At 37.2% G+C, this 19,844-nt stretch carries 20 protein-coding genes, 1 pseudogene and 1 other annotated feature; of the genes and pseudogenes, 3 read left to right on the forward strand and 18 right to left on the reverse strand.

From position 1 onward, the window contains the following. Nucleotides 1-20: 20 nt before the first annotated feature. From greA to ACM6HU_RS11785, 11 genes are all read right to left on the reverse strand, one after another. Complete coding sequence (greA, locus tag ACM6HU_RS11735; RefSeq protein ID WP_016116423.1) at nucleotides 21-497, reverse strand: transcription elongation factor GreA; 477 nt, start codon at nucleotides 495-497, stop codon at nucleotides 21-23. Nucleotides 498-777: 280 nt separating this feature from the next. Next, a complete protein-coding gene (udk, locus tag ACM6HU_RS11740; protein WP_003200515.1) occupies nucleotides 778-1,416 on the reverse strand; it encodes a uridine kinase in 639 nt (212 codons plus the stop codon). A 17-nt stretch (nucleotides 1,417-1,433) separates the two neighbouring features. Next, nucleotides 1,434-2,714 (reverse strand): peptidase U32 family protein, encoded by a 1,281-nt coding sequence (locus tag ACM6HU_RS11745; RefSeq protein ID WP_016116425.1) that lies wholly within the window; start codon nucleotides 2,712-2,714, stop codon nucleotides 1,434-1,436. Nucleotides 2,715-2,732: 18 nt separating this feature from the next. Then, entirely contained in the window at nucleotides 2,733-3,662 is a 930-nt protein-coding gene (locus ACM6HU_RS11750; RefSeq protein WP_088094348.1) for a peptidase U32 family protein, read from the reverse strand. A gap of 7 nt (nucleotides 3,663-3,669) precedes the next feature. After that, nucleotides 3,670-4,311 carry an O-methyltransferase gene (locus ACM6HU_RS11755; protein WP_016116427.1) on the reverse strand — a complete coding sequence of 214 codons (642 nt, stop codon included), beginning with the start codon at nucleotides 4,309-4,311 and terminating at the stop codon, nucleotides 3,670-3,672. 215 nt (nucleotides 4,312-4,526) lie between these two features. Further along, nucleotides 4,527-5,597 (reverse strand): endolytic transglycosylase MltG, encoded by a 1,071-nt coding sequence (gene mltG / locus ACM6HU_RS11760; protein WP_414848196.1) that lies wholly within the window; start codon nucleotides 5,595-5,597, stop codon nucleotides 4,527-4,529. 222 nt (nucleotides 5,598-5,819) lie between these two features. Beyond that, nucleotides 5,820-6,101 (reverse strand): DUF1292 domain-containing protein, encoded by a 282-nt coding sequence (locus tag ACM6HU_RS11765; protein ID WP_016116429.1) that lies wholly within the window; start codon nucleotides 6,099-6,101, stop codon nucleotides 5,820-5,822. Nucleotides 6,102-6,113: 12 nt separating this feature from the next. Further along, nucleotides 6,114-6,527 carry a Holliday junction resolvase RuvX gene (ruvX, locus tag ACM6HU_RS11770; protein WP_016116430.1) on the reverse strand — a complete coding sequence of 138 codons (414 nt, stop codon included), beginning with the start codon at nucleotides 6,525-6,527 and terminating at the stop codon, nucleotides 6,114-6,116. A 3-nt stretch (nucleotides 6,528-6,530) separates the two neighbouring features. Next, the gene (locus ACM6HU_RS11775; RefSeq protein ID WP_000348590.1) at nucleotides 6,531-6,797 is read right to left on the reverse strand and encodes an IreB family regulatory phosphoprotein; all 267 of its coding nucleotides are present in this window, start codon (nucleotides 6,795-6,797) and stop codon (nucleotides 6,531-6,533) included. A gap of 78 nt (nucleotides 6,798-6,875) precedes the next feature. After that, nucleotides 6,876-9,518, reverse strand: coding sequence for an alanine--tRNA ligase (alaS, locus tag ACM6HU_RS11780; protein WP_016132063.1), 2,643 nt, complete (start codon nucleotides 9,516-9,518; stop codon nucleotides 6,876-6,878). A gap of 53 nt (nucleotides 9,519-9,571) precedes the next feature. After that, nucleotides 9,572-9,789, reverse strand: a binding site (T-box leader). A 45-nt stretch (nucleotides 9,790-9,834) separates the two neighbouring features. Next, the gene (locus tag ACM6HU_RS11785) at nucleotides 9,835-10,911 is read right to left on the reverse strand and encodes an AI-2E family transporter (protein ID WP_170927957.1); all 1,077 of its coding nucleotides are present in this window, start codon (nucleotides 10,909-10,911) and stop codon (nucleotides 9,835-9,837) included. 165 nt (nucleotides 10,912-11,076) lie between these two features. Between ACM6HU_RS11785 and ACM6HU_RS11790 the strand changes: the two genes are divergently transcribed. Continuing rightward, complete coding sequence (locus ACM6HU_RS11790) at nucleotides 11,077-11,289, forward strand: hypothetical protein (RefSeq protein ID WP_016116433.1); 213 nt, start codon at nucleotides 11,077-11,079, stop codon at nucleotides 11,287-11,289. A gap of 46 nt (nucleotides 11,290-11,335) precedes the next feature. Here ACM6HU_RS11790 and ACM6HU_RS11795 read toward each other — a convergent pair whose 3' ends face one another. From ACM6HU_RS11795 to cymR, 7 genes are all read right to left on the reverse strand, one after another. After that, entirely contained in the window at nucleotides 11,336-11,464 is a 129-nt protein-coding gene (locus ACM6HU_RS11795; protein ID WP_001102898.1) for a YrzQ family protein, read from the reverse strand. Nucleotides 11,465-11,483: 19 nt separating this feature from the next. After that, the gene (locus ACM6HU_RS11800) at nucleotides 11,484-11,672 is read right to left on the reverse strand and encodes a hypothetical protein (RefSeq protein WP_000490499.1); all 189 of its coding nucleotides are present in this window, start codon (nucleotides 11,670-11,672) and stop codon (nucleotides 11,484-11,486) included. A gap of 141 nt (nucleotides 11,673-11,813) precedes the next feature. Continuing rightward, nucleotides 11,814-14,150 carry an ATP-dependent RecD-like DNA helicase gene (locus ACM6HU_RS11805; protein WP_016116435.1) on the reverse strand — a complete coding sequence of 779 codons (2,337 nt, stop codon included), beginning with the start codon at nucleotides 14,148-14,150 and terminating at the stop codon, nucleotides 11,814-11,816. A gap of 102 nt (nucleotides 14,151-14,252) precedes the next feature. Continuing rightward, the gene (locus ACM6HU_RS11810; RefSeq protein WP_016116436.1) at nucleotides 14,253-14,912 is read right to left on the reverse strand and encodes a tetratricopeptide repeat protein; all 660 of its coding nucleotides are present in this window, start codon (nucleotides 14,910-14,912) and stop codon (nucleotides 14,253-14,255) included. Nucleotides 14,913-15,025: 113 nt separating this feature from the next. Next, nucleotides 15,026-16,141 carry a tRNA 2-thiouridine(34) synthase MnmA gene (mnmA, locus tag ACM6HU_RS11815; protein ID WP_016116437.1) on the reverse strand — a complete coding sequence of 372 codons (1,116 nt, stop codon included), beginning with the start codon at nucleotides 16,139-16,141 and terminating at the stop codon, nucleotides 15,026-15,028. 16 nt (nucleotides 16,142-16,157) lie between these two features. After that, nucleotides 16,158-17,303 carry a cysteine desulfurase family protein gene (locus ACM6HU_RS11820; protein WP_016116438.1) on the reverse strand — a complete coding sequence of 382 codons (1,146 nt, stop codon included), beginning with the start codon at nucleotides 17,301-17,303 and terminating at the stop codon, nucleotides 16,158-16,160. Nucleotides 17,304-17,338: 35 nt separating this feature from the next. Then, nucleotides 17,339-17,755 carry a cysteine metabolism transcriptional regulator CymR gene (gene cymR, locus ACM6HU_RS11825; RefSeq protein WP_000704116.1) on the reverse strand — a complete coding sequence of 139 codons (417 nt, stop codon included), beginning with the start codon at nucleotides 17,753-17,755 and terminating at the stop codon, nucleotides 17,339-17,341. A gap of 300 nt (nucleotides 17,756-18,055) precedes the next feature. Between cymR and ACM6HU_RS11830 the strand changes: the two are divergent. Further along, nucleotides 18,056-18,355, forward strand: a pseudogene (locus tag ACM6HU_RS11830) (AAA family ATPase); the annotation flags it as partial. A 184-nt stretch (nucleotides 18,356-18,539) separates the two neighbouring features. Next, on the forward strand, nucleotides 18,540-19,841 hold the full coding sequence (locus ACM6HU_RS11835) for a hypothetical protein (protein ID WP_414848197.1): 1,302 nt from the start codon (nucleotides 18,540-18,542) through the stop codon (nucleotides 19,839-19,841). The last annotated feature ends 3 nt before the right edge of the window (nucleotides 19,842-19,844 follow it).

The following is a 19,844-nucleotide window of genomic DNA, read 5'->3' on the forward strand; positions in this document are numbered from 1 at the left end:
CATGAGTGAACCTTTTTTTATTATTTTACAGAGATGATCTCAACTTGCATTTCTCCACCTGGCGTTTGAATTGCTACTTTTTCACCAATTTGCTTACCTAGTAAGCTTTTTGCGATTGGAGAATCGTTAGAAATTCTTCCTTCAAATGGATCTGCTTCTGCACTACCAACGATTGTGTAAGCTTCTTCATCTCCATCTGGTAATTCTTTGAATGTTACAGTTTTACCTAATGTTACAACTGTAGACTCTTCGCCATTATCTTCAATGATAACTGCGTTACGAATCATATTTTCTAGTTGTGTAATACGTCCTTCTACGAATGCTTGCTCATCTTTCGCTGCATCGTACTCCGAGTTCTCAGAAAGATCACCGAAACTACGTGCGATTTTAATACGCTCTACAACTTCTTTACGTCTTACTGTTTTTAATTGCTCAAGCTCGTTTTCTAATTTTTGTTTACCCTCTTGCGTCATAGGGTATGTTTTTTCTATTGCCATGTTTTCCACTCCTTTTATATATCAATCCCCCGAAAAAAAGAGGAGTTCAATATGAAAACTCCTCCGCTTTATCCTATAGCGGAGGTTTCTAGTACACATGCACTAGCGGAGTTGTCACATACAACCCCGTATTTTCCAATTCTTCCTCATATAAAGAAGATATGTATGGAAAGTTCATATAAATATGCCCTCACCTATAGATAGATGAGGTTGGCATGTTTCATTGTATTCGATAAGAAGGGAAAAAATCCCTTCCTATCGTATATCTTTTACTATGCTATTACAAATTCACTTTTTGTTCAAGAATTGTTGCAATTTTTGTGACCATAATATCAATTGCAACATGATTTTGTCCGCCTTCTGGAATAATTATATCCGCAAATTTCTTAGAAGGCTCAATAAATTGGTTGTGCATTGGACGTACAACATTTACATACTGCTCAACAACAGAGTCCATTGTACGACCGCGCTCTTTAATATCGCGCTGCATACGACGTAAAATACGAAGGTCAGCATCCGTATCAACAAACACCTTAATATCCATTAAATCACAAAGACGCGGGTCTTCTAAGATGAGAATCCCTTCTAAAATAATTACATCTTTCGGTTCTACTGGAATAATTTCTTCTGAGCGTGTATGCAATGTATAATCATATACGGGTTTCTCAACCGGCTTATATGCAAGCAACTGATGTAAGTGCTCAATTAATAAGTCATTATCAAACGCTAATGGATGATCGTAATTTGTTTTTAAACGCTCTTCCATTGGCAGATGACTTTGGTCTTTGTAATAATAATCTTGCTCCAAAATTAAAATGGAATGACCTTGAAATTGATCAAAAATTGCTTTTGTTACACTTGTTTTACCTGATCCTGAACCACCAGCAATTCCAATTACAACCGGCTTATTCGTCCCCATTCAACTACCACTCTTTCTTATTGATGTATGCTTTTTCGCATCATATTATTCACATACACTGGTTGATCCACTTTGAATTTCACGATTTGCAACGGATGTCTCGCTGCATCTAATTCGTTTCCATCCTCATCCCAAATTTTCTCCACCGTTTGTGTAAAGTTTTCTATTTCTGGCCCAAAGAACTCAACCTCATACCCTGGTTTGAAGTAGTTACGTTGTTCGATTGTGACAATGCCTGTTTCTTCATTATAATCTAACACTAAACCAGCAAAATCATACGTTGTTTTCTTACTATGATTTCCATACATTTGTTCTTGGTATCCTGGAACTCCTTCAAAGAATGCAGGCGCTGTATCACGATTTGCACATTTATCGAGCTCATCTAACCATTCTTGTTTAAACTCAAAGTTATCAGGATCCGCGCAATATGCATCAATTACTTTGCGGTACACAGTTGCTACTGTTGCTACGTAGTGAATAGATTTCATACGTCCTTCAATCTTCAAGCTGTCAATTCCAATTTCAATCATTTTCGGAATTGAAAGGATCAAGTTTAAGTCTTTTGGACTCATTGCAAAGTGTGCATCGCCTTCTTGGAATAAAGGAAGTTCTTCTGCTTCTTTATGTTGTGATACTGCTTGAACTAGGTCATAATCCCAACGACATGACTGACAACAACCGCCACGGTTCGAGTCACGTGCTGTCATATGGTTACTTAATGTACATCTTCCAGAGTATGCAATGCACATTGCCCCATGGACGAACGCTTCAATTTCAATATCAACGTTTTCTTTAATTTCCTTCATTTCTTCATAGCCGACTTCACGAGCTAATACAAGACGATGCAAGCCTTCTTCTTTCCAATACTGCGCTGCTTTCCAGTTGGATAGAGACTGTTGTGTACTTAAATGCACTTCAACAGAAGGAGCTACACGTTTACACGTCTCAATAATAAGCGGATCTGCAACAATAATTCCTGTTACACCAGCTTTTTCAATCCCTCTTAAATAATCTTCCAATCCATCCATATTTTCATTATGTGCAAAGATATTTGTTGTTACATATATTTTTGCGCCATATTTCTTTGCAAACTCTACGCCTTCTGCCATTTCTTCTAGCGTAAAGTTCCCTGCATTTGAACGAAGACCAAATTCTTGTCCACCTAAATATACAGCATCTGCACCGTAATGAATAGCTACTTTTAATTTCTCTAAATTACCTGCAGGGATTAACAATTCAGGTTTTTTCACAATAACGCGTTTTCCATCGACTACTCGTGAAATTTCTTGTACAGTCATTTCCTACACCCTCCTCGTTTAGTAAACCGTTTCTTTAAAGAAGAATCCTGTATCTAACGGACGATTTACTGGTTGAATTTCTTCTATCTCTTTATATAAATCGTCTTTCATGTCATAATACGCATCGCGATCTTCTACACATAAATCAATAGCTTTACGATATTTCTTTGTCACTTCGATAATGTATTCAGAGCTTTTTAACACCCCATCAATTTTCAAGCTATCGATTTCAGCATCGATGAGTTCATCTAACTCATCAATGAAACAAATATCATTCGGACTCATAATATGAGTACCATTTTCGTCCTCATAAATCGGATACTTGTTATTACGCTCTGGATCATGTAAAAACATATTCTCTTCATACTTTTTCTTTTCAATCTCTAGATTACGATCTTGATATTCAAAATAGTTTCCAACTAATGAACGCTTTGATTGGAACATGCATGTCATACCGTGAATTTGCACTTCTACTTCAACTTCAGCGTTTTCTTTTAATTCAACAATTTCATCTAAGCTCAATTCACGTGCAAGCACAGCACGTTTTGCACCTTTACGGCCCCAATAGTTACATGTGAACCAGTTCGTTGCTGTCGTTTCTGTATTCCAGTGCATTTGCATGTTTGGTGCTACTTCACGCACAGTCATTAATACTGCAGGATCTCCAAAGACGATTGCATCTACCTGTACTTCTTGCAGGAATGCAACGTAGTCTTTTAATTCTTCTACTTTGTCGTTATGGAACATAGCGTTCATCGCTACGTATACTTTCATACCATTTTCATGTGCAATGCTGACAGCTTGTTTCACATCATCACGCGTGAACTCCCCTGCTAAACGTAAGCCAAACTTTTGCTCACCAATCATTACTGCACTTGCCCCTGCTTTTGCAAGAGGTTCAATGTCCGCCACCGCTCTTGGCGTTACTAACAATTCAGGTTTTTTCATACTGTTGTCACCCTCTCTTTTTACTCACGGCTACTCCATCACCAATCGGAAAAATAGTTGTATCATATCCTTCATGGTTCATTAGCCATTCATTATACGTCTTAATACGACGAATCAAACCACGCGTACGTCTATTTTCAATTTTTTCTTTTGTCGTTACAAGTCCATGGTACATAACATTATCTGAAATAATGACACCCCCCGGATTTAATAACGGTTCATATAAGTCAAAAAAGCGACGATATTGTCCTTTTGCGGCATCAATAAAAATAACATCAAATGTTCCATGTTCTTTCACTTGTTCACCTGTTTCTAATGCATCACCATAAATAACGGAAATACGCTCTTTTACAGAAGAACACTCTATATATTCAAGTGCTTTTTCATATCGATCGCTATTTCGTTCTACTGTCACAATGCGAGAATTGGGGATAGCTTGCATCATACGAATACTGGAGTAACCAATTGCTGTTCCGAGCTCTAATATGCTTGTCGGTCCAATTAAACGTAAAAATTGCAACATAAACTCCATTCCAAGACGATCCATAATTGGCACATGATGTTCACTTGCGTACTGTTCCATTTCAAGAATAAGCTTATCTTTTGGATCAATAAATGATAATAGGTACTCGTTAACTGCATCCTCCATAAATAGTCCTCCTTATTTACATGGAGAAGTGCCTCTATGACGTGTCAGTTTCTATCTTTTCACACATAGAATGCAATAAAAATACAAGCCAGCTTCACCCTTAGCTTGTACGTCCCGTTTTGATATTAAAAACGATTCTTCTGCCAGTTTTTAACCCGATATATTTTACCACAAAAAAGAGGGATATGCGACCCTTTTCGCTCTCCCTCCTATTTTCATTTCTTTTGTGTAATATATTTTTGTTTTAATGCATTATGTTCTTCTAACGTTTTTGCATAATACACTTCACCACTTGGTGCTGCTAAGAAGTAATAATAATCTGTTTGCGCAGGTTCTAACGCTGCTTGTACTGAATGCTTGCCAGAATTCGCAATTGGTCCAACAGGTAATCCTTTTACAACATACGTATTATACGGTGAATTTACTTTTAAATCCTCATATAATACACGTTCTTTATGCTTTCCAAGCGCATATAATACTGTCGGATCTGTTTGTAACGGCATCCCTTTTGCTAAACGATTATAAAAGACGCTAGAGATCTTTTGACGATCTGTAACCCCTGTCGCCTCTTCCTCAATTAAAGAAGATAATGTTAAAAGCTGGTGAACGTCCAGCTGCTTTCCTTTCATTTTCGCCTCATTTTGAACAATTAATGCATTCGTTTTTTCAAGCATCGACGTCACAATTTCTTCCAATGTTGTATCTTTTTTATAGAAAGAATATGTCGCTGGGTATAAGTAGCCTTCTAACGGATATTTAATATTGGCATCAAAAATTTTATTTGTTAATAATATCGGATATTTTTGCTGCATTTTTTGGATAAAAGCCTTATCGTTTAATTGGCGCACAACATCATCTTTATTCCATTTCAGTTCCTTCGCAATTATATCTGCAATTTCAACAACTTGTGCACCTTCTTTAATCGTCAATTTATAAGCAACTGGACGATGGACATTACCCGATGACATTTGTTCCATTACATCATCTACATTCATTGATGAATTTAACAAATATGTACCTGCCTGCAAATTTTTAGATTTAGCTTTTGCATAGAAGCTAAATACTGTACCGTTTTTAATAGCGCCTTTTTCTTCTAAAATCTCTCCGATTTTACTTGTAGATGAACCTTTTGGAATCTCTACTTCAATTTCTTTTTTATTCCCGCTATCAACTGGTTTTAACGCAGATGAAATATACGCATAGACTGACACGCAGACCACAAGTAGTGTAATAACCACTATTAAAAGTGTGCGCCTATGCTTCTTCTTCACTTGATTCTCTATCAAAATTCTTCCTCCTTATTCCATTGTAGACCATATGTACATCCTCTATACAATGCCCTACAAACCCAAAGCAAAACTCATTCATTTGCAGATAGTTTTTTTATTTTATACAATCCGTCTCATTATACTATAAACAATTATGTAGTTTCGACAAAAAATCTGTCATTTTGCACGAGAATACAAAAAAAGATGGACTGCATGTACAGCCCATCTTCTTCACCTGAATTACGCTTCGCCCTCTTCTTCTTCAGCAAGAGTGTTAAACATTTCTTGTACCATTTCCCACTCTTCTTCAGATTCGATTGAAAGTAATGTTCCACCCTCTTCTTCATTTTGCTCGTATGCCATTGCATCGAAGATTTGGTCTCCATCTTCGTCTACTTCACCGATCGGAGAGAAGACTACGTATGATTTTTTACCGAATTTTTCAGCATCAAAAGTGAAAATAATTTCACATAAATGTTCGTTTCCTTTTTCGTCTACAATTGTAATTTGATTTTCTTCCATTTTGGTCACCTCTTATTTACTATCTAAAAATCCTTGTAAGATCACGACTGCAGCCATCTTATCGATTACCTGTTTTCGCTTCTTACGGCTCACATCAGCTGAAATGAGCAGACGTTCCGCTGCCATCGTCGACAAACGCTCGTCCCACATTACAACTTCTAATTGTAACAGATTCCGTAGGTTTTCTGCAAATTGCTGGCAAGCTTCACCACGTGGGCCAATTGTACCATTCATATTCTTTGGTAAACCTACTACTATCTTGTCCACATTGTACTGTTTTACTAACTCAGAAATACGATCAAAACCAAATTGGCCTCGTTCTTCGTTAATCCTGATTGTTTCCAGTCCTTGTGCTGTCCAGCCCATTTCATCGCTCATTGCAACACCGACTGTTTTGGTACCAACATCTAAACCTAATATCCGCATAAACTACTCCTCACGATGATGTTTCAAGTAAGACTTCACAAGCTCTTCAATTAATTCATCACGTTCAAGCTTGCGAATGATGCTTCGTGCATCTTTATGGCGAGGTATGTATGCTGGGTCTCCACTTAATAAATAACCGACGATTTGGTTAATCGGATTATAACCTTTTTCTTGAAGTGCATCATACACAGTTAAAAGTACATCATTTACATGGACACTCTGTTTTTCATCTTGAATGCTAAACTTCATTGTTTTATCAAAACCGTCCATTTCAAGCACCTCACTTGTAAGTAGTAAGTATAGGGAGAAGAACTTCTCCTCTCCCTACCATTGTACACTACTATCTCTTTATTTTGAAACAGATTTAACGTACTCTTGTACAAATGCTAAAGCTTCCTCTACTTGTGCTGGGTTTTTACCGCCTGCTTGAGCCATGTCAGGACGGCCACCACCGCCACCGCCACAACGAGAAGCTACTTCTTTCACAAGTTTACCTGCATGGTAACCTTGACTAATTAAATCTTTCGTTACACCCGCTAAAATATTTACTTTATCGTCATTTACAGACACTAATACAACAACTGCAGACTCTAATTTATTTTTAAGGTCATCCATCATTGTACGTAAGTTGTTCATATCTGCAACATTTACTTTCGCCGCTAATACGTTCACGCCATCAACTGTCATTACTGAATCAGTTAGGTTTCCAGCTTCGATATTGCTTAATTTCGCAGCAAGAGATTCGTTTTCTTTTTGAAGTTGTTTTACTTCAGCAAATAAACCATCAACTCTTGTTAAAATATCTTTCGGATTTGTTTTCATTTTTCCTGCTGCTTCTTTTAATAAACCTACTTGATCGTTCATTAATTCGTATGCAGATTTACCAGTTACCGCCTCAATACGACGTGTTCCTGCACCGATACCAGACTCAGCAACGATTTTGAAAATACCGATAGAAGCTGTGTTATCAACGTGACAACCACCGCAAAGCTCTAAGCTGTAATCGCCTACTTGTACAACACGTACAACATCGCCGTATTTTTCACCGAATAATGCCATTGCGCCCATTTCTTTTGCTTCTTCGATTGCTTTTTGAGAAATCGCAACATCAATACTTTCCCAAATTTTTTCGTTTACAATACGCTCAATTTTTTCTAATTCGTCAGCTTGTACTTGACCGAAGTGAGAGAAGTCAAAGCGTAGGCGTTCTGATGTTACAAGAGAACCGGCTTGGTTAACATGTGTTCCAAGTACATCTTTTAATGCTTGGTGTAAAATATGCGTTGCTGTATGGTTTTTCACAACACTGCTACGGTTCTTCGTATCAATAATAGCTTTTACAGCTGCTTCTTTTGTTAACGTTCCTTCTTCCACCACTATTTTGTGTAAGTTTTGACCATTTGGTGCTTTTTGTACGTCTTTTACAAGAACTTTTACGCCGTCAGCAAGAAGATAACCACGGTCTGCAATTTGCCCACCACTCTCAGCGTAGAATGGCGTTACATCAAGCATTAATTGTCCTTCTTCACCTGCTTGTAGGCTATCTGTGTACTCACCATTTTTCACAAGTGCAACAACGTTACTTTCTGTTGCAACTGTACCGTAACCAACGAATTCGCTCGCTACTTTAACTTCACCAAGTACACCGCCTTGAACTTGCATAGAATCAACGTCTTGACGAGCAGCACGTGCACGCTCACGTTGTTTTTCCATTTCATTTTCAAAGCCTGCTTGATCAACTGTCATACCAGCTTCTTCTGCATATTCTTCTGTTAATTCAATTGGGAAACCGTACGTGTCGTATAGACGGAACGCATCTACGCCAGAAATAACAGTTGTTTTTTCTTCTTTCGCTTTTGCAATTACTTCAGCTAAAATTGCTTCGCCATCATGAAGTGTTTCATGGAAACGCTCTTCTTCATTCTTCACAACTTTTGCAATAAAGTCTTTCTTTTCAAGAACTTCTGGATAGAAGTCTTTCATTACTTCGCCAACAACCGGTACTAATTCAAACATGAATGGACGGTTAATGTTTAATTTCTTCGCATAACGTACAGCACGGCGTAATAAACGACGTAATACATAACCACGGCCTTCGTTAGAAGGAAGAGCTCCATCACCTACAGCGAATGTTACTGTACGAATATGGTCAGCAATTACTTTAAACGCCATATCTTTTTCTACATCGCCACCGCGATACTTCTCACCAGAAATTGATTCTGTTGCACCAATCATTGGCATAAATAGGTCTGTATCAAAGTTTGTAGGTACATCTTGAACGATAGATGTCATACGCTCTAGACCCATCCCTGTATCGATGTTTTTCTTTGGAAGTGGCGTATATGAGCCATCCGGATTATGGTTAAATTGAGAGAATACAAGGTTCCATACTTCTAAGTAACGTTCGTTTTCTCCACCTGGATACAACTCAGGATCGCTAAAATCGTTACCGTAAGCTTCACCGCGGTCATAGAAAATCTCTGTGTTCGGTCCACTTGGTCCTTCACCAATATCCCAGAAGTTTTCTTCTAAACGAATGATGCGCTCTTTCGGAACACCCATTTTCTCATTCCAAATTATAAATGCTTCTTCATCTTCTGGATGGATTGTTACAGATAGTAACTCTTTATCGAATCCAATCCATTTGTCGCTCGTTAAAAATTCCCAAGCCCATGTAATTGCTTCTTCTTTAAAGTAGTCACCAATTGAGAAGTTTCCTAACATTTCAAAGAATGTATGGTGACGAGCTGTTTTCCCAACGTTTTCAATATCGTTTGTACGAATTGATTTTTGTGCATTTGTAATACGTGGATTTTGCGGAATTACACGGCCATCAAAGTATTTCTTTAATGTCGCTACACCACTGTTAATCCATAAAAGAGATGGATCCTCATGTGGAACTAATGATGCACTCGGTTCAATTGCATGCCCTTTTTCCTCGAAAAAGTCTAAAAACATTTGACGAATTTGTGCTCCTGTTAACTGTTTCATCTATATTTCCTCCCTTAAGAAATTTCATAAAAACAAAAAACTCCCGTCCCTATAAAAGGGACGAGAGTTAACTCGCGATACCACCCTAATTATGAACCGATTTATACATTCTCGATTCATCACCTCATGGTGCCGTAACGTGGCAAGACGGCAGGGATTAGCTGCTCTCAGGATTAGCGTTCTGTCACCCTTCATTTAAAACTTCTTTCAGCCAATGGAAGTTTCTCTCTAAAAATGGACTGTGACATACTCGTTCCGTCATCAATTTAAAATCATATGCTATATGCCAAAATTGTAGCGAATCCGTTTCCATTTGTCAATGTTTCCAGAGTGGCTTTATATGAACAATAACGGTTCGAATCACCGCTAAAATAGGAACCGATATTAAAAGACCTACAATTCCACCTATTTCTCCCCCAATTAGAAGAGCAAGCATAATAATAACAGGATGCATACGTAACGATTTCCCAACAATATACGGAGATAAAATGTTACTTTCAACAAATTGTAAAATGGCAAGTGCGATACCTGCTTTAATAAAAAGATTTGTGGATATCGTTGCGGCAATCATTAATGTCGGAATCGCTCCTAAAATAGGACCAAAGTACGGGATTATATCAGTAACTCCAACAATGATACCTAGTAATAGTGGATACTTCATACCAATAAACCAAAACGAAAGAGCAGACACGCCTCCTAAAACTAAACACACAAATAATTGCCCTCGAATATAACTTCCAAGTGACTTATCGATCTCCTTCGCTAACACTTGTCCTGTACTACGCCATTTACTCGGAACCATCTTCCAAAAAACATGATAAAATTCTCCATAATCTTTTAATATGTAGAATACAATGAATGGAATTAAAAAGATGATAAGCAATGAATCCAATACACCATGTGCTGTACTCATCACTTTATTTAATAACGCTTGTATCTTCATTTCAATTCCAATAAAAACTTGCGTTACTTTCTCATGAATAAACGATGGGAAATTGTCTGTCTGTTCTGTCACACCGTCCATCCAAGAATCATACATTTTCATAAACTGCGGGAATTGCTTATTGATTTCTTGTAGCTGCGCAATCACAACCGGTGTCCCTTTATAAATTCCATAACCGAGACCACCAAAAAAGAGAATATAAATAAGCAAAATCGCAAGTGTACGTGGCATTCCCTCTTTATATAATTTTTCAATTAAAGGATGCAGTAAATACGCGATGAAACAAGCAATTAAAAATGGTGTAATTGCTACTTTAAACACGAATATGATTGGCGCCCATAGTGGTTTAATTTTTAAAAAGACGAGCAAACATAAAAACACTAATAACAATAACCCTAATCGATAGATCCAAATAATTTTAAGATTCTTCAAGCGAAAAACCTCCTCCATCCTTATTTTGAAAAGAAATAGAGAAGGTTATGTGTAAAACTTTTAAAAAATTACTGGACTAAAATATTTCCATACAGACCATACTGTTTTAAAAAAACTTACATATATTTAACATCATACGGACAAGCACTTAGGTCAGCTCGCAAATATGTGAGGAGGAATAAAATGGTTTGGCTTATGTTAATTCTTTCAACACTTTTCATGATACTAGAATGGATCTGTATTGGCTTTGGTATTTGGAAGGGACTCTTCACGCGTTCAACACGAAAAGAACGTGCGAAACAGCTGTGGTATTACGGAGTTCTTGGTATTGGATGTTACGGACTTTCTTATCTTTTTTCTGAAATTGGACTTTTTTATTTCTATACGAGCACATGAAAAAACTCCCTGAGAATTAAGGGAGTTTTTCACTTTATAGAAATGATTATAAATAAGACTTAATCATTTTGCGTGCTCTTTTCATATTACGTTTGGAAAACACATCTTGTTTACGTGCATATTGATATGCCGCAGCTCCAATACCTAATGCGATTAATGAATTGCGTACGTTCAAAGTAAATCCCCCTTTTTGACTATCCGATGGTTCGTTCATTCTCATCAAATAAATCATCAAGAGAACTAAGCGATCCATCTTCTTCTACTTGATGCGTATGGATTTTCCCCTTTGAAACCGATAATTCAATATAACAATTCCAGCAATAAAATTGGTTGACACCTATTTTTCCAATGTCTTTCCCTTTGCAATTTGGACAACTGAACATATGGCTTTCATCTCCTTACAGTCTCCCAGATTCTATTCGCCATTATGTCCAAACTGCACTCATTTATACATACTAGAACTGCCTTACACTTTCAAAATAACGTTCTCTATATTGAAAGTTTCACTATATAATTTCACCTTGCTACATAAAATCATACGGTGAAATGTTTTCCACATCCATCTCCTGGCCATCAATCGTAACCATTTGCACTTCCCCTTTTGATTCCTGCAAGCGACCAGCTAACGTTGTTTGCCGCAGTGAATCATCAAGACGATTCACACCAGATTGAAAGGCTGATTCTTCTCCGCAAATAATTAGAAACTTTTTACTTCTCGTAATACCTGTATAAATTAAATTACGGCGTAACATGCGGTAATAGCTCTTTACAATCGGCATAATTACAATTGGAAATTCACTTCCTTGTGACTTATGAATTGAACAACAATACGCATGTGTAATTTGATTTAAATCTGGCTTTATATACGTTACTTCAATCCCATCGAACGAAACAACAACCATATCTTGTTTCTCCACATTTTCCTTTGCATAAAATACAGAAACAATTTCTCCAATGTCACCATTAAACACTTGGCTTTCTGGTTGATTTACGAGCTGCAATACTTTATCACCCGTTCGATACACAACATCACCGTAGGCAATTTCTCTACTCTTTTCTTTCTTCGGATTAAATACTTCTTGGAGTGCTTCATTTAGCACATTAATACCTGCCGGACCGCGATACATAGGCGCTAACACTTGGACATCTCTTGCATTAAACCCTTTCGTCTTCGCGTTTTCACATACTTGTTTTACAACCTCAACAATTTGAGCACCTGAGCAACCAATAAACGAACGATCTTTTTTATTTTGTGCTAAGTCTGGTGGCAGCGTACCATTTTTTATCGCATGGGCAAGCCGAATAACGGATGACCCTTCTGCTTGACGGTAAATCTCTGTTAACTTCACTGTCGGAATTGCACCAGCATCTAATAAATCTTTCAAAACTTGTCCAGGCCCTACAGAAGGTAATTGATCTTCATCACCTACAACAATTACTTGAATGCTTGTTGGTAATGATTTAAACAATTGATTTGCGAGCCAAATATCAACCATTGAAAACTCATCAATAATAAGTAACTTTCCTTGTACAGGGTCCGTTTCATTACGCTGGAAAGATCCTTCTGGCGTCCAACCAAGTAAACGATGAATCGTACAAGCAGGAAGCCCTGTTGACTCACTCATCCGCTTCGCAGCGCGGCCTGTCGGAGCTGTTAACAGAATCGGAAACGGATTATCATCACTGTAATCTTTCGGGCTTAATGATAAACCATGCAAGGAAGCATACATTTCGACAATTCCTTTAATAACGGTCGTCTTCCCTGTACCAGGTCCGCCGGTTAATAACATCATCGGCTTATGAAGCGCAGTTTGAATTGCCTCTTGTTGAAGCGGCGCATACTGTACTTTTAGCTGCTCTTCAATTTTCCCTAACGTTAATAATACTTCCGCTTCAGGAAATGAAGGCGTCTCTTCTTGGTTCATGAGACGGCGGATTGATTTGACAACGCCTTTTTCGGAATAGAATAACGAAGCTAAATAAATGCGGTCTTCTTCTATAATGATTTTCCCTTCACCTTGCATCATTTCAACGCATTGCAAAATATCTTCTTCCGTCACATTACCCTCTTGATTATTTAAAAGCGATACGGTTTCTCGAACTAGTTGACCTTTTTCCATAAACACATGACCTTCTTGGAGCGAAACATTTTCTAACGTATAGAAACATCCTGCTCTCACACGATCATTATGGTTACCAGATATCCCTAGCGCTCGTCCTATATCGTCAGCTCTTCCAAAACCGATGCCATCGACTTCTTCAATCAACTGATATGGATTATTTCGAATCACTTCAAGCGTCATTTCTTTATACTGCTGATAAATCTTAATCGAGAGCTTCGTCCCAAAACCATAACCATTTAAAAAGCTCATGACCTTTTCAAGCCCTTGGTGTTCAATAATTGTGTCATAAATTTCTTGCGCTTTCTGCTTGTTTACAACACCTTCTAATGCAGCAGGGTCGTCCATAATTTTAGAAATCGCATGTTCTCCGAGATGATCAACAATTTTTTCTGCTGTTCGCTTCCCAATTCCTTTAAATAAATCACTCGCTAAATATTGCACCATACCTGTTTTTGTTTGAGGTAATTCTTTTTTAAATGTTTCAACTAAGTATTGCTTTCCGTACTTTGGGTGGTCTTTAAAGTGACCCGTCAATGTAAATACTTCATCTTCATGCATACGGGGAAAGTGACCGTTGATCATCACTTTTTTTTCGTCGTATGTTTCATTTGTTTCAATGATTTTCATACTGACAACGGAATAGAGGTTTTCTTCGTTGTGGAAAATGGTATGAAGAACTTGTGCTTTTATAAATTTTTGCTCTTCCTCAAACAAATCCATTGCATGTTGATTTCCCATGTTTCCTCTCCTTTCCGATTTCTCTCAATCTAACGAGCAGTAAAGCCCCCACCTCTCTACTTATCATTAGATGAGGGGTAACTGCGCGTTAAGGTACGATTTCTATTCGGCTTCTTGCTCTAATAAACGAATGCCATTCCCTGCTAAAAAGTGATCTGGTTGAATTTCAGTCGCCTTCTTAAATAAAGCAAGTGCTTTCTCATTATTTTCCTCAAACACGTACGCAACACCTAAATTATAGTACGCATCTGCATGTTCTGCATCCATTTGTAAAACCTTTTCAAAATAAGGTTTCGCTTCCTGAATATGTTCTAGTCGTGCAAAGCATAATCCGCATTGGAATACCGCTTCTACATCCGCCCTATCTAATTCAGTTGCTCTTTGTAAAAATGGCAGTGCAAGACGATCATTTCCAAGCTGTACATACGTAATCCCTAGCATAAATGTCACATCAGCTGATTGTAATCCAGCTTGCATCGCTTGCTCAAATGCAGCTTTTGCTTCTGTAAATTGCTCTTGTCCATAATATATGCTTCCAATCCCATAATAGGCAGTAGCTGATTTTTCATCTAATTCTAATGCGCGTTTATAAAATAAAATCGCACGTTCGCTATCTCCTAACACATCTAATAAATTCGCAAAGTTAATGTATCCAAGTGCATCTTTCGGATTTTCTTCAATTGCCTCTGTAAAATTTTTAGCTGCTTCTTCCCAGTTTCCTTCTTGCATATATTGAATGCCTGCTTCAAGCTTATTTGACATGTTCTTCACCTCTACAACAAATTATAACAAATAATCTATTTTCCAAGCGAACAAAAATTCGCTGTTATGAAAAAGAAACCTCTAACCGCTAATCGGCAGAGGCTTCTCTTTTTTCATCCTAAATAGTCTAGTTTCTTACCACTACGGTATACTTCATCAATTGTAGCACCGCCTAAGCATTCATCTCCATCATAGAAAACAACTGCTTGTCCTGGCGTAATCGCACGAATTGGTTCATCGCAAAGAATACGAACTGTATTATCATCAACGATTTGAACCGTTACCTTGTTATCCTCTTGACGATAACGGAATTTCGCTGTGCACTTAAATTCCTTTTCTTTCGCTCTGTTGCTTACCCAACCTATATTCGTAGCAATGACTTCATCACCATATAAAAGCTCATTGTGGAATCCTTGATCAACATATAAAATATTTTCTTTCAAGTTTTTCCCAACAGCGAACCAAGGATCACCATTACCACCAATACCAAGACCATGACGTTGTCCAATTGTATAGTACATCAAACCGTCATGTTTCCCTTTCACTTCGCCAGATAATGTTTGCATTACACCTGGCTGAGCTGGTAAGTAGTTACTTAAGAAATCTTTAAAGTTACGCTCACCAATAAAGCAGATACCTGTGCTATCTTTTTTCGTCGCTGTTGCTAAACCAGCTTCTTTTGCCATTTCACGAATTTGCGGTTTCTTTAACTCACCAAGTGGGAACATCGTTTTTGATAATTGCTCTTGGCTTAATTGATTTAAGAAGTATGTTTGATCCTTATTATCATCAACGCCGCGTAGCATTTTATATTCGCCATCGATATAAGCAACACGTGCATAATGACCTGTCGCTACATAATCGGCACCAAGCGCAATCGCATGCTCTAAAAAGGCTTTAAATTTAATTTCTTTGTTACACATTACATCTGGGTTTGGCGTACGACCAGCTCGGTACTCATCTAAAAAGTACGTAAATACTTTATCCCAATATTGTTTTTCAAAGTTTACTGCATAATAGGGGATACCGATTTGATTGCACACTTCGATTACATCATTGTAATCTTCCGTTGCTGTACAGACACCATTCTCGTCTGTATCATCCCAGTTTTTCATAAAAATCCCGATTACATCATAACCTTGCTCTTTTAATAAAAGAGCTGCTACAGATGAATCGACACCACCAGACATCCCAATGACAACGCGCGTTTCGTGAGGTAGTTTGTTCATCATGTCACCTCCCATGCTATTTTTGTGTTAACCGCTTCACGATTTTCACTGTTTCGTACGCTGCTTTTTCCACTTGTTCTTTCGTATTACCAAGACCAAAGCTAAAACGTACGGATGAACGTATTTGATCGGAATCTTTTCCAAACATCGCCACTAACACATGCGATGGATCAATAGAACCAGCTGTACATGCAGAACCACTTGATACTGCAATACCTGCTAAGTCTAAGTTTACAAGAAACGGCTCAATATCCATTCCTGTGAAACTTACATTAAACACATGTGGTAAGCGATATTCTAAGTTTCCGTTTACCTCGAAAGTAATGTCTTCTTTTTGAAAGACAGATACCATTATATCTTTAAATCCTTCATATTGGGCAATTTTTTGCTCACGCGTTGATTCTGCCAACTTAACAGCTTGCTCTAGCCCAACGATGCTAGGTACATTCTCAGTACCTGCACGACGTTTTCGCTCTTGCTCCCCGCCCGTTAATAACGGTTCAAACTTCACTTGCGCGCTAGCATATAAAAAACCTACACCTTTTGGACCATTAATTTTATGAGCTGAGATTGATAATAAATCAATGCCTAACTCTTTCACATCAATTGCTGTTAAACCGTAGGCTTGTACAGCATCCGTGTGAAAATAAGCGTGATGTTCTTTTAACAGTTCTCCAATTTCTGCAATCGGTTGAACCGTTCCAACTTCATTATTTCCAAACATAACAGATACGAGAATCGTTTCATCTGTTAACGCCTCTTTTACATCAGAAACTTGAACACGACCTGTTTCATCAACCGGTAAATACGTCACCTCAAAGCCTTCTCGCTCTAACGCTTCACATGTATGCAAAATAGCGTGATGTTCAATCTGCGTCGTAATAATATGATTTCCTTTATTGCGGTTTGCACGTGCCACACCTAAAAGTGCTAAATTATCAGCCTCCGTACCACCGCCTGTAAAAATAATTTCATTTGGATTTGCATGAATGCTACGTGCACAAACGCGTCTTGCTTCATCTACCGCATGGCGCGTTTGGCGTCCATAGAAATGAATACTAGACGGATTACCAAATATTTCTGTCATATATGGAATCATCTTTTCGACTACTTCTGGGTGAGCCGGAGATGTCGCAGCATGATCTAAGTAAATGCGTTCCATCAGATCTCCTTCTTTCCAAATCGTTTCACAAGGAATTAAATGTAAAACATATAACCCCCATGATTCTCTTCCTCATAACGTACTAAATCTTCTAGAGTTGTACTATCTAATACTTCTTGTACTGCATCACGAACACGCATCCACAACTGGCGCTGCGCTGGTTCTTCCTCTTCTATCATTTCAACAACGCTAATTGGGCCTTCTAAAACACGAATTACATCGCCAGCCGTAATATTAGCTGGTTGGTCAGATAATACATAACCACCATATGCACCACGCGTACTTTTTACAAGACGAGCGTTACGAAGTGGAGAGATTAATTGTTCTAAGTAATGTTCAGATAGGTCATGCGCTTGCGCAATTGATTTTAAAGAAATTGGACCCTCACCAAACTTCTTCGCAAGATCAATCATAATTGTTAAGCCGTAACGGCCTTTCGTTGAAATTTTCATCTATTTCGCACCTCTTTTCAAAATTTCACTTCTATTAATTAAATCTTTATTCGTAAGAAGAACACAATTTTAAAATCAAAATCCTATGAAATTATAGCATAATATAGTATTATAAGAAATTTCAACTTATGTATCAAAATGATAACATAAAATCACATTGAAAAACTCGGCAATTATTACAACAAAGAGAAGAATGAAAAAATTAAGCAGAATTACTTATAAATACAGTAGCATATTTCAATTTTCCATAAAAAAGATGATACCATAGAATGAGATTACATATTAAGGGAGACGGTCATAATGAAACAACCACTCGCACACCGAATGCGTCCGACAAATATTAAAGAAATAATTGGTCAAGAGCATTTAGTTGGTGAAGGGAAAATTTTATGGCGAATGGTTCAGGCAAACCATTTCCAATCGATGATTTTATACGGGCCACCCGGAACTGGAAAAACATCGATTGCTAGTGCAATTGCCGGCAGTACAGGGACGCCCTTTCGCCTATTAAATGCTGTTACTCATAATAAAAAAGACATGGAAGTTGTCGTGCAAGAAGCAAAGATGCACCGCCACCTTGTTTTAATTTTAGATGAAGTTCTTGTATAACGATATCTGGTATTAAATAAAAAAATCATAGAATACATACAATAAATCCTTATAATAGAAGGATTTATTTTTTTATCCACGAATATATTAAATTGGTAAAAATAAACACTAAGTATTATCTGCTAAACATAGGATTAAGTAGATATTCTTTGGTTTATGTGGGGGGCAGAGTGAAGTGAAGTTTGAATATGATTATACATTTGTAGTAAAGGAATACGATAACTTTCACTATATCAATGGAAGAGTAATAGGGGAAAGAGCTATAGGTATAGGAATAAAGGATGAAAAAACAAATAGAATATACCCTTCTCCTTTAACAAATTATATACGGACATATTATCGAGGAGCATCTAAGTCTTTGAGTTCACAAAGAAATGCAGCATATGAACTAATAAAATTTTTAAATTATACAAACAAACAGATAAGAGATAAAGCAACGGAATTTATTAATTTAAAAGAGGAAGGTTTATTTGGGTTAAAGCTAATTCATGGTTCTCAATATATATCCTACTTATCTCTTAAAGCAAGGAATGAAGAGTTATCTTCTGATTATATATATAGGATAGAAAGCTACTTAATTAAATTCTACCAATGGTTATCCACTAACCAGATTATTCATGAAAAGATCAATGCAGAAAAATGTTCACCTTTTAACAGCCTAGAGCTAGGTACAATTTACCCTGGCCGAAACGAAAGAGTGTCAGAAAAACTAGTGGATTTTGGTGAAAACAGATATGAACTAGTTCAAAGATTTATTAAGATTACGCAAGACGTTGCCCCTGATATAGCACTTGGGATTTGTTTTCAGTTCTTTGGGGGATTACGAACAGGTGAAGTTGTAAATTTAACTAAAGAGGCTATCGAATCACCTTACTTTTGGAACGATACAAATTTAGGGGAGAATAAATTCATTTTAAAAATAAGAGAAAGACATCAAGAATTATTCCAAAACAAATCAAACTTACAGCATGAAGGTGTAAAACGTCCTCGCAATCAAGCTTTATTAACAAACCCATTACTTTCCCAAGTATACAAAGAACACAAACAACTTTTAGAAAGATTGAATAATCAAAAAAGAATAAGAAATCCAAATGCATTGTTTATTGCAAAAAGAACTGGGGAAGCTATGTCGGGAAAAACTTATACAGAGTTATTCAACAAAGTTAAAAAGGCATTTTTAAAGAGCCTTAGCGAGGAAGGTCGTATGGACGATTATTTATTTCTCACTGATAAAAAATGGTCTACTCATATTGGTCGGGGTATTTTTACAAACTTTCTTCTTCAAATTAACGCTACTATTCCTGAAGTTGCTATTGCCAGAGGAGACAAAAATTTAAGTTCAGTAATGAGCTATGTAGAAGAAAAAAATGCCTTGCAATTAACTAAGAAAGCTATCGATAACATACGCATAGCGGCCGAAACGCAGAATGCAGATATTAATAGAAAAACTATAGACAATTTTAATTTAGGGAAGTGAGAC

The organism is Bacillus sp. IT-79MI2 (assembly GCF_949768135.1).
Lineage (GTDB): Bacteria > Bacillota > Bacilli > Bacillales > Bacillaceae_G > Bacillus_A > Bacillus_A pseudomycoides.

Bases quoted from the DNA above. Each gene is read 5' to 3' on its own strand.
- greA (WP_016116423.1), bottom strand. From the start codon at position 497: ATGGCAATAGAAAAAACATACCCTATGACGCAAGAGGGTAAACAAAAA.
- udk (WP_003200515.1), bottom strand. From the start codon at position 1,416: ATGGGGACGAATAAGCCGGTTGTAATTGGAATTGCTGGTGGTTCAGGA.
- ACM6HU_RS11745 (WP_016116425.1), bottom strand. From the start codon at position 2,714: ATGACTGTACAAGAAATTTCACGAGTAGTCGATGGAAAACGCGTTATT.
- ACM6HU_RS11750 (WP_088094348.1), bottom strand. From the start codon at position 3,662: ATGAAAAAACCTGAATTGTTAGTAACGCCAAGAGCGGTGGCGGACATT.
- ACM6HU_RS11755 (WP_016116427.1), bottom strand. From the start codon at position 4,311: ATGGAGGATGCAGTTAACGAGTACCTATTATCATTTATTGATCCAAAA.
- ACM6HU_RS11765 (WP_016116429.1), bottom strand. From the start codon at position 6,101: ATGGAAGAAAATCAAATTACAATTGTAGACGAAAAAGGAAACGAACAT.
- ruvX (WP_016116430.1), bottom strand. From the start codon at position 6,527: ATGCGGATATTAGGTTTAGATGTTGGTACCAAAACAGTCGGTGTTGCA.
- ACM6HU_RS11775 (WP_000348590.1), bottom strand. From the start codon at position 6,797: ATGGACGGTTTTGATAAAACAATGAAGTTTAGCATTCAAGATGAAAAA.
- alaS (WP_016132063.1), bottom strand. From the start codon at position 9,518: ATGAAACAGTTAACAGGAGCACAAATTCGTCAAATGTTTTTAGACTTT.
- ACM6HU_RS11785 (WP_170927957.1), bottom strand. From the start codon at position 10,911: ATGGAGGAGGTTTTTCGCTTGAAGAATCTTAAAATTATTTGGATCTAT.
- ACM6HU_RS11790 (WP_016116433.1), top strand. From the start codon at position 11,077: ATGGTTTGGCTTATGTTAATTCTTTCAACACTTTTCATGATACTAGAA.
- ACM6HU_RS11800 (WP_000490499.1), bottom strand. From the start codon at position 11,672: ATGTTCAGTTGTCCAAATTGCAAAGGGAAAGACATTGGAAAAATAGGT.
- ACM6HU_RS11805 (WP_016116435.1), bottom strand. From the start codon at position 14,150: ATGGGAAATCAACATGCAATGGATTTGTTTGAGGAAGAGCAAAAATTT.
- ACM6HU_RS11810 (WP_016116436.1), bottom strand. From the start codon at position 14,912: ATGTCAAATAAGCTTGAAGCAGGCATTCAATATATGCAAGAAGGAAAC.
- mnmA (WP_016116437.1), bottom strand. From the start codon at position 16,141: ATGAACAAACTACCTCACGAAACGCGCGTTGTCATTGGGATGTCTGGT.
- ACM6HU_RS11820 (WP_016116438.1), bottom strand. From the start codon at position 17,303: ATGGAACGCATTTACTTAGATCATGCTGCGACATCTCCGGCTCACCCA.
- cymR (WP_000704116.1), bottom strand. From the start codon at position 17,755: ATGAAAATTTCAACGAAAGGCCGTTACGGCTTAACAATTATGATTGAT.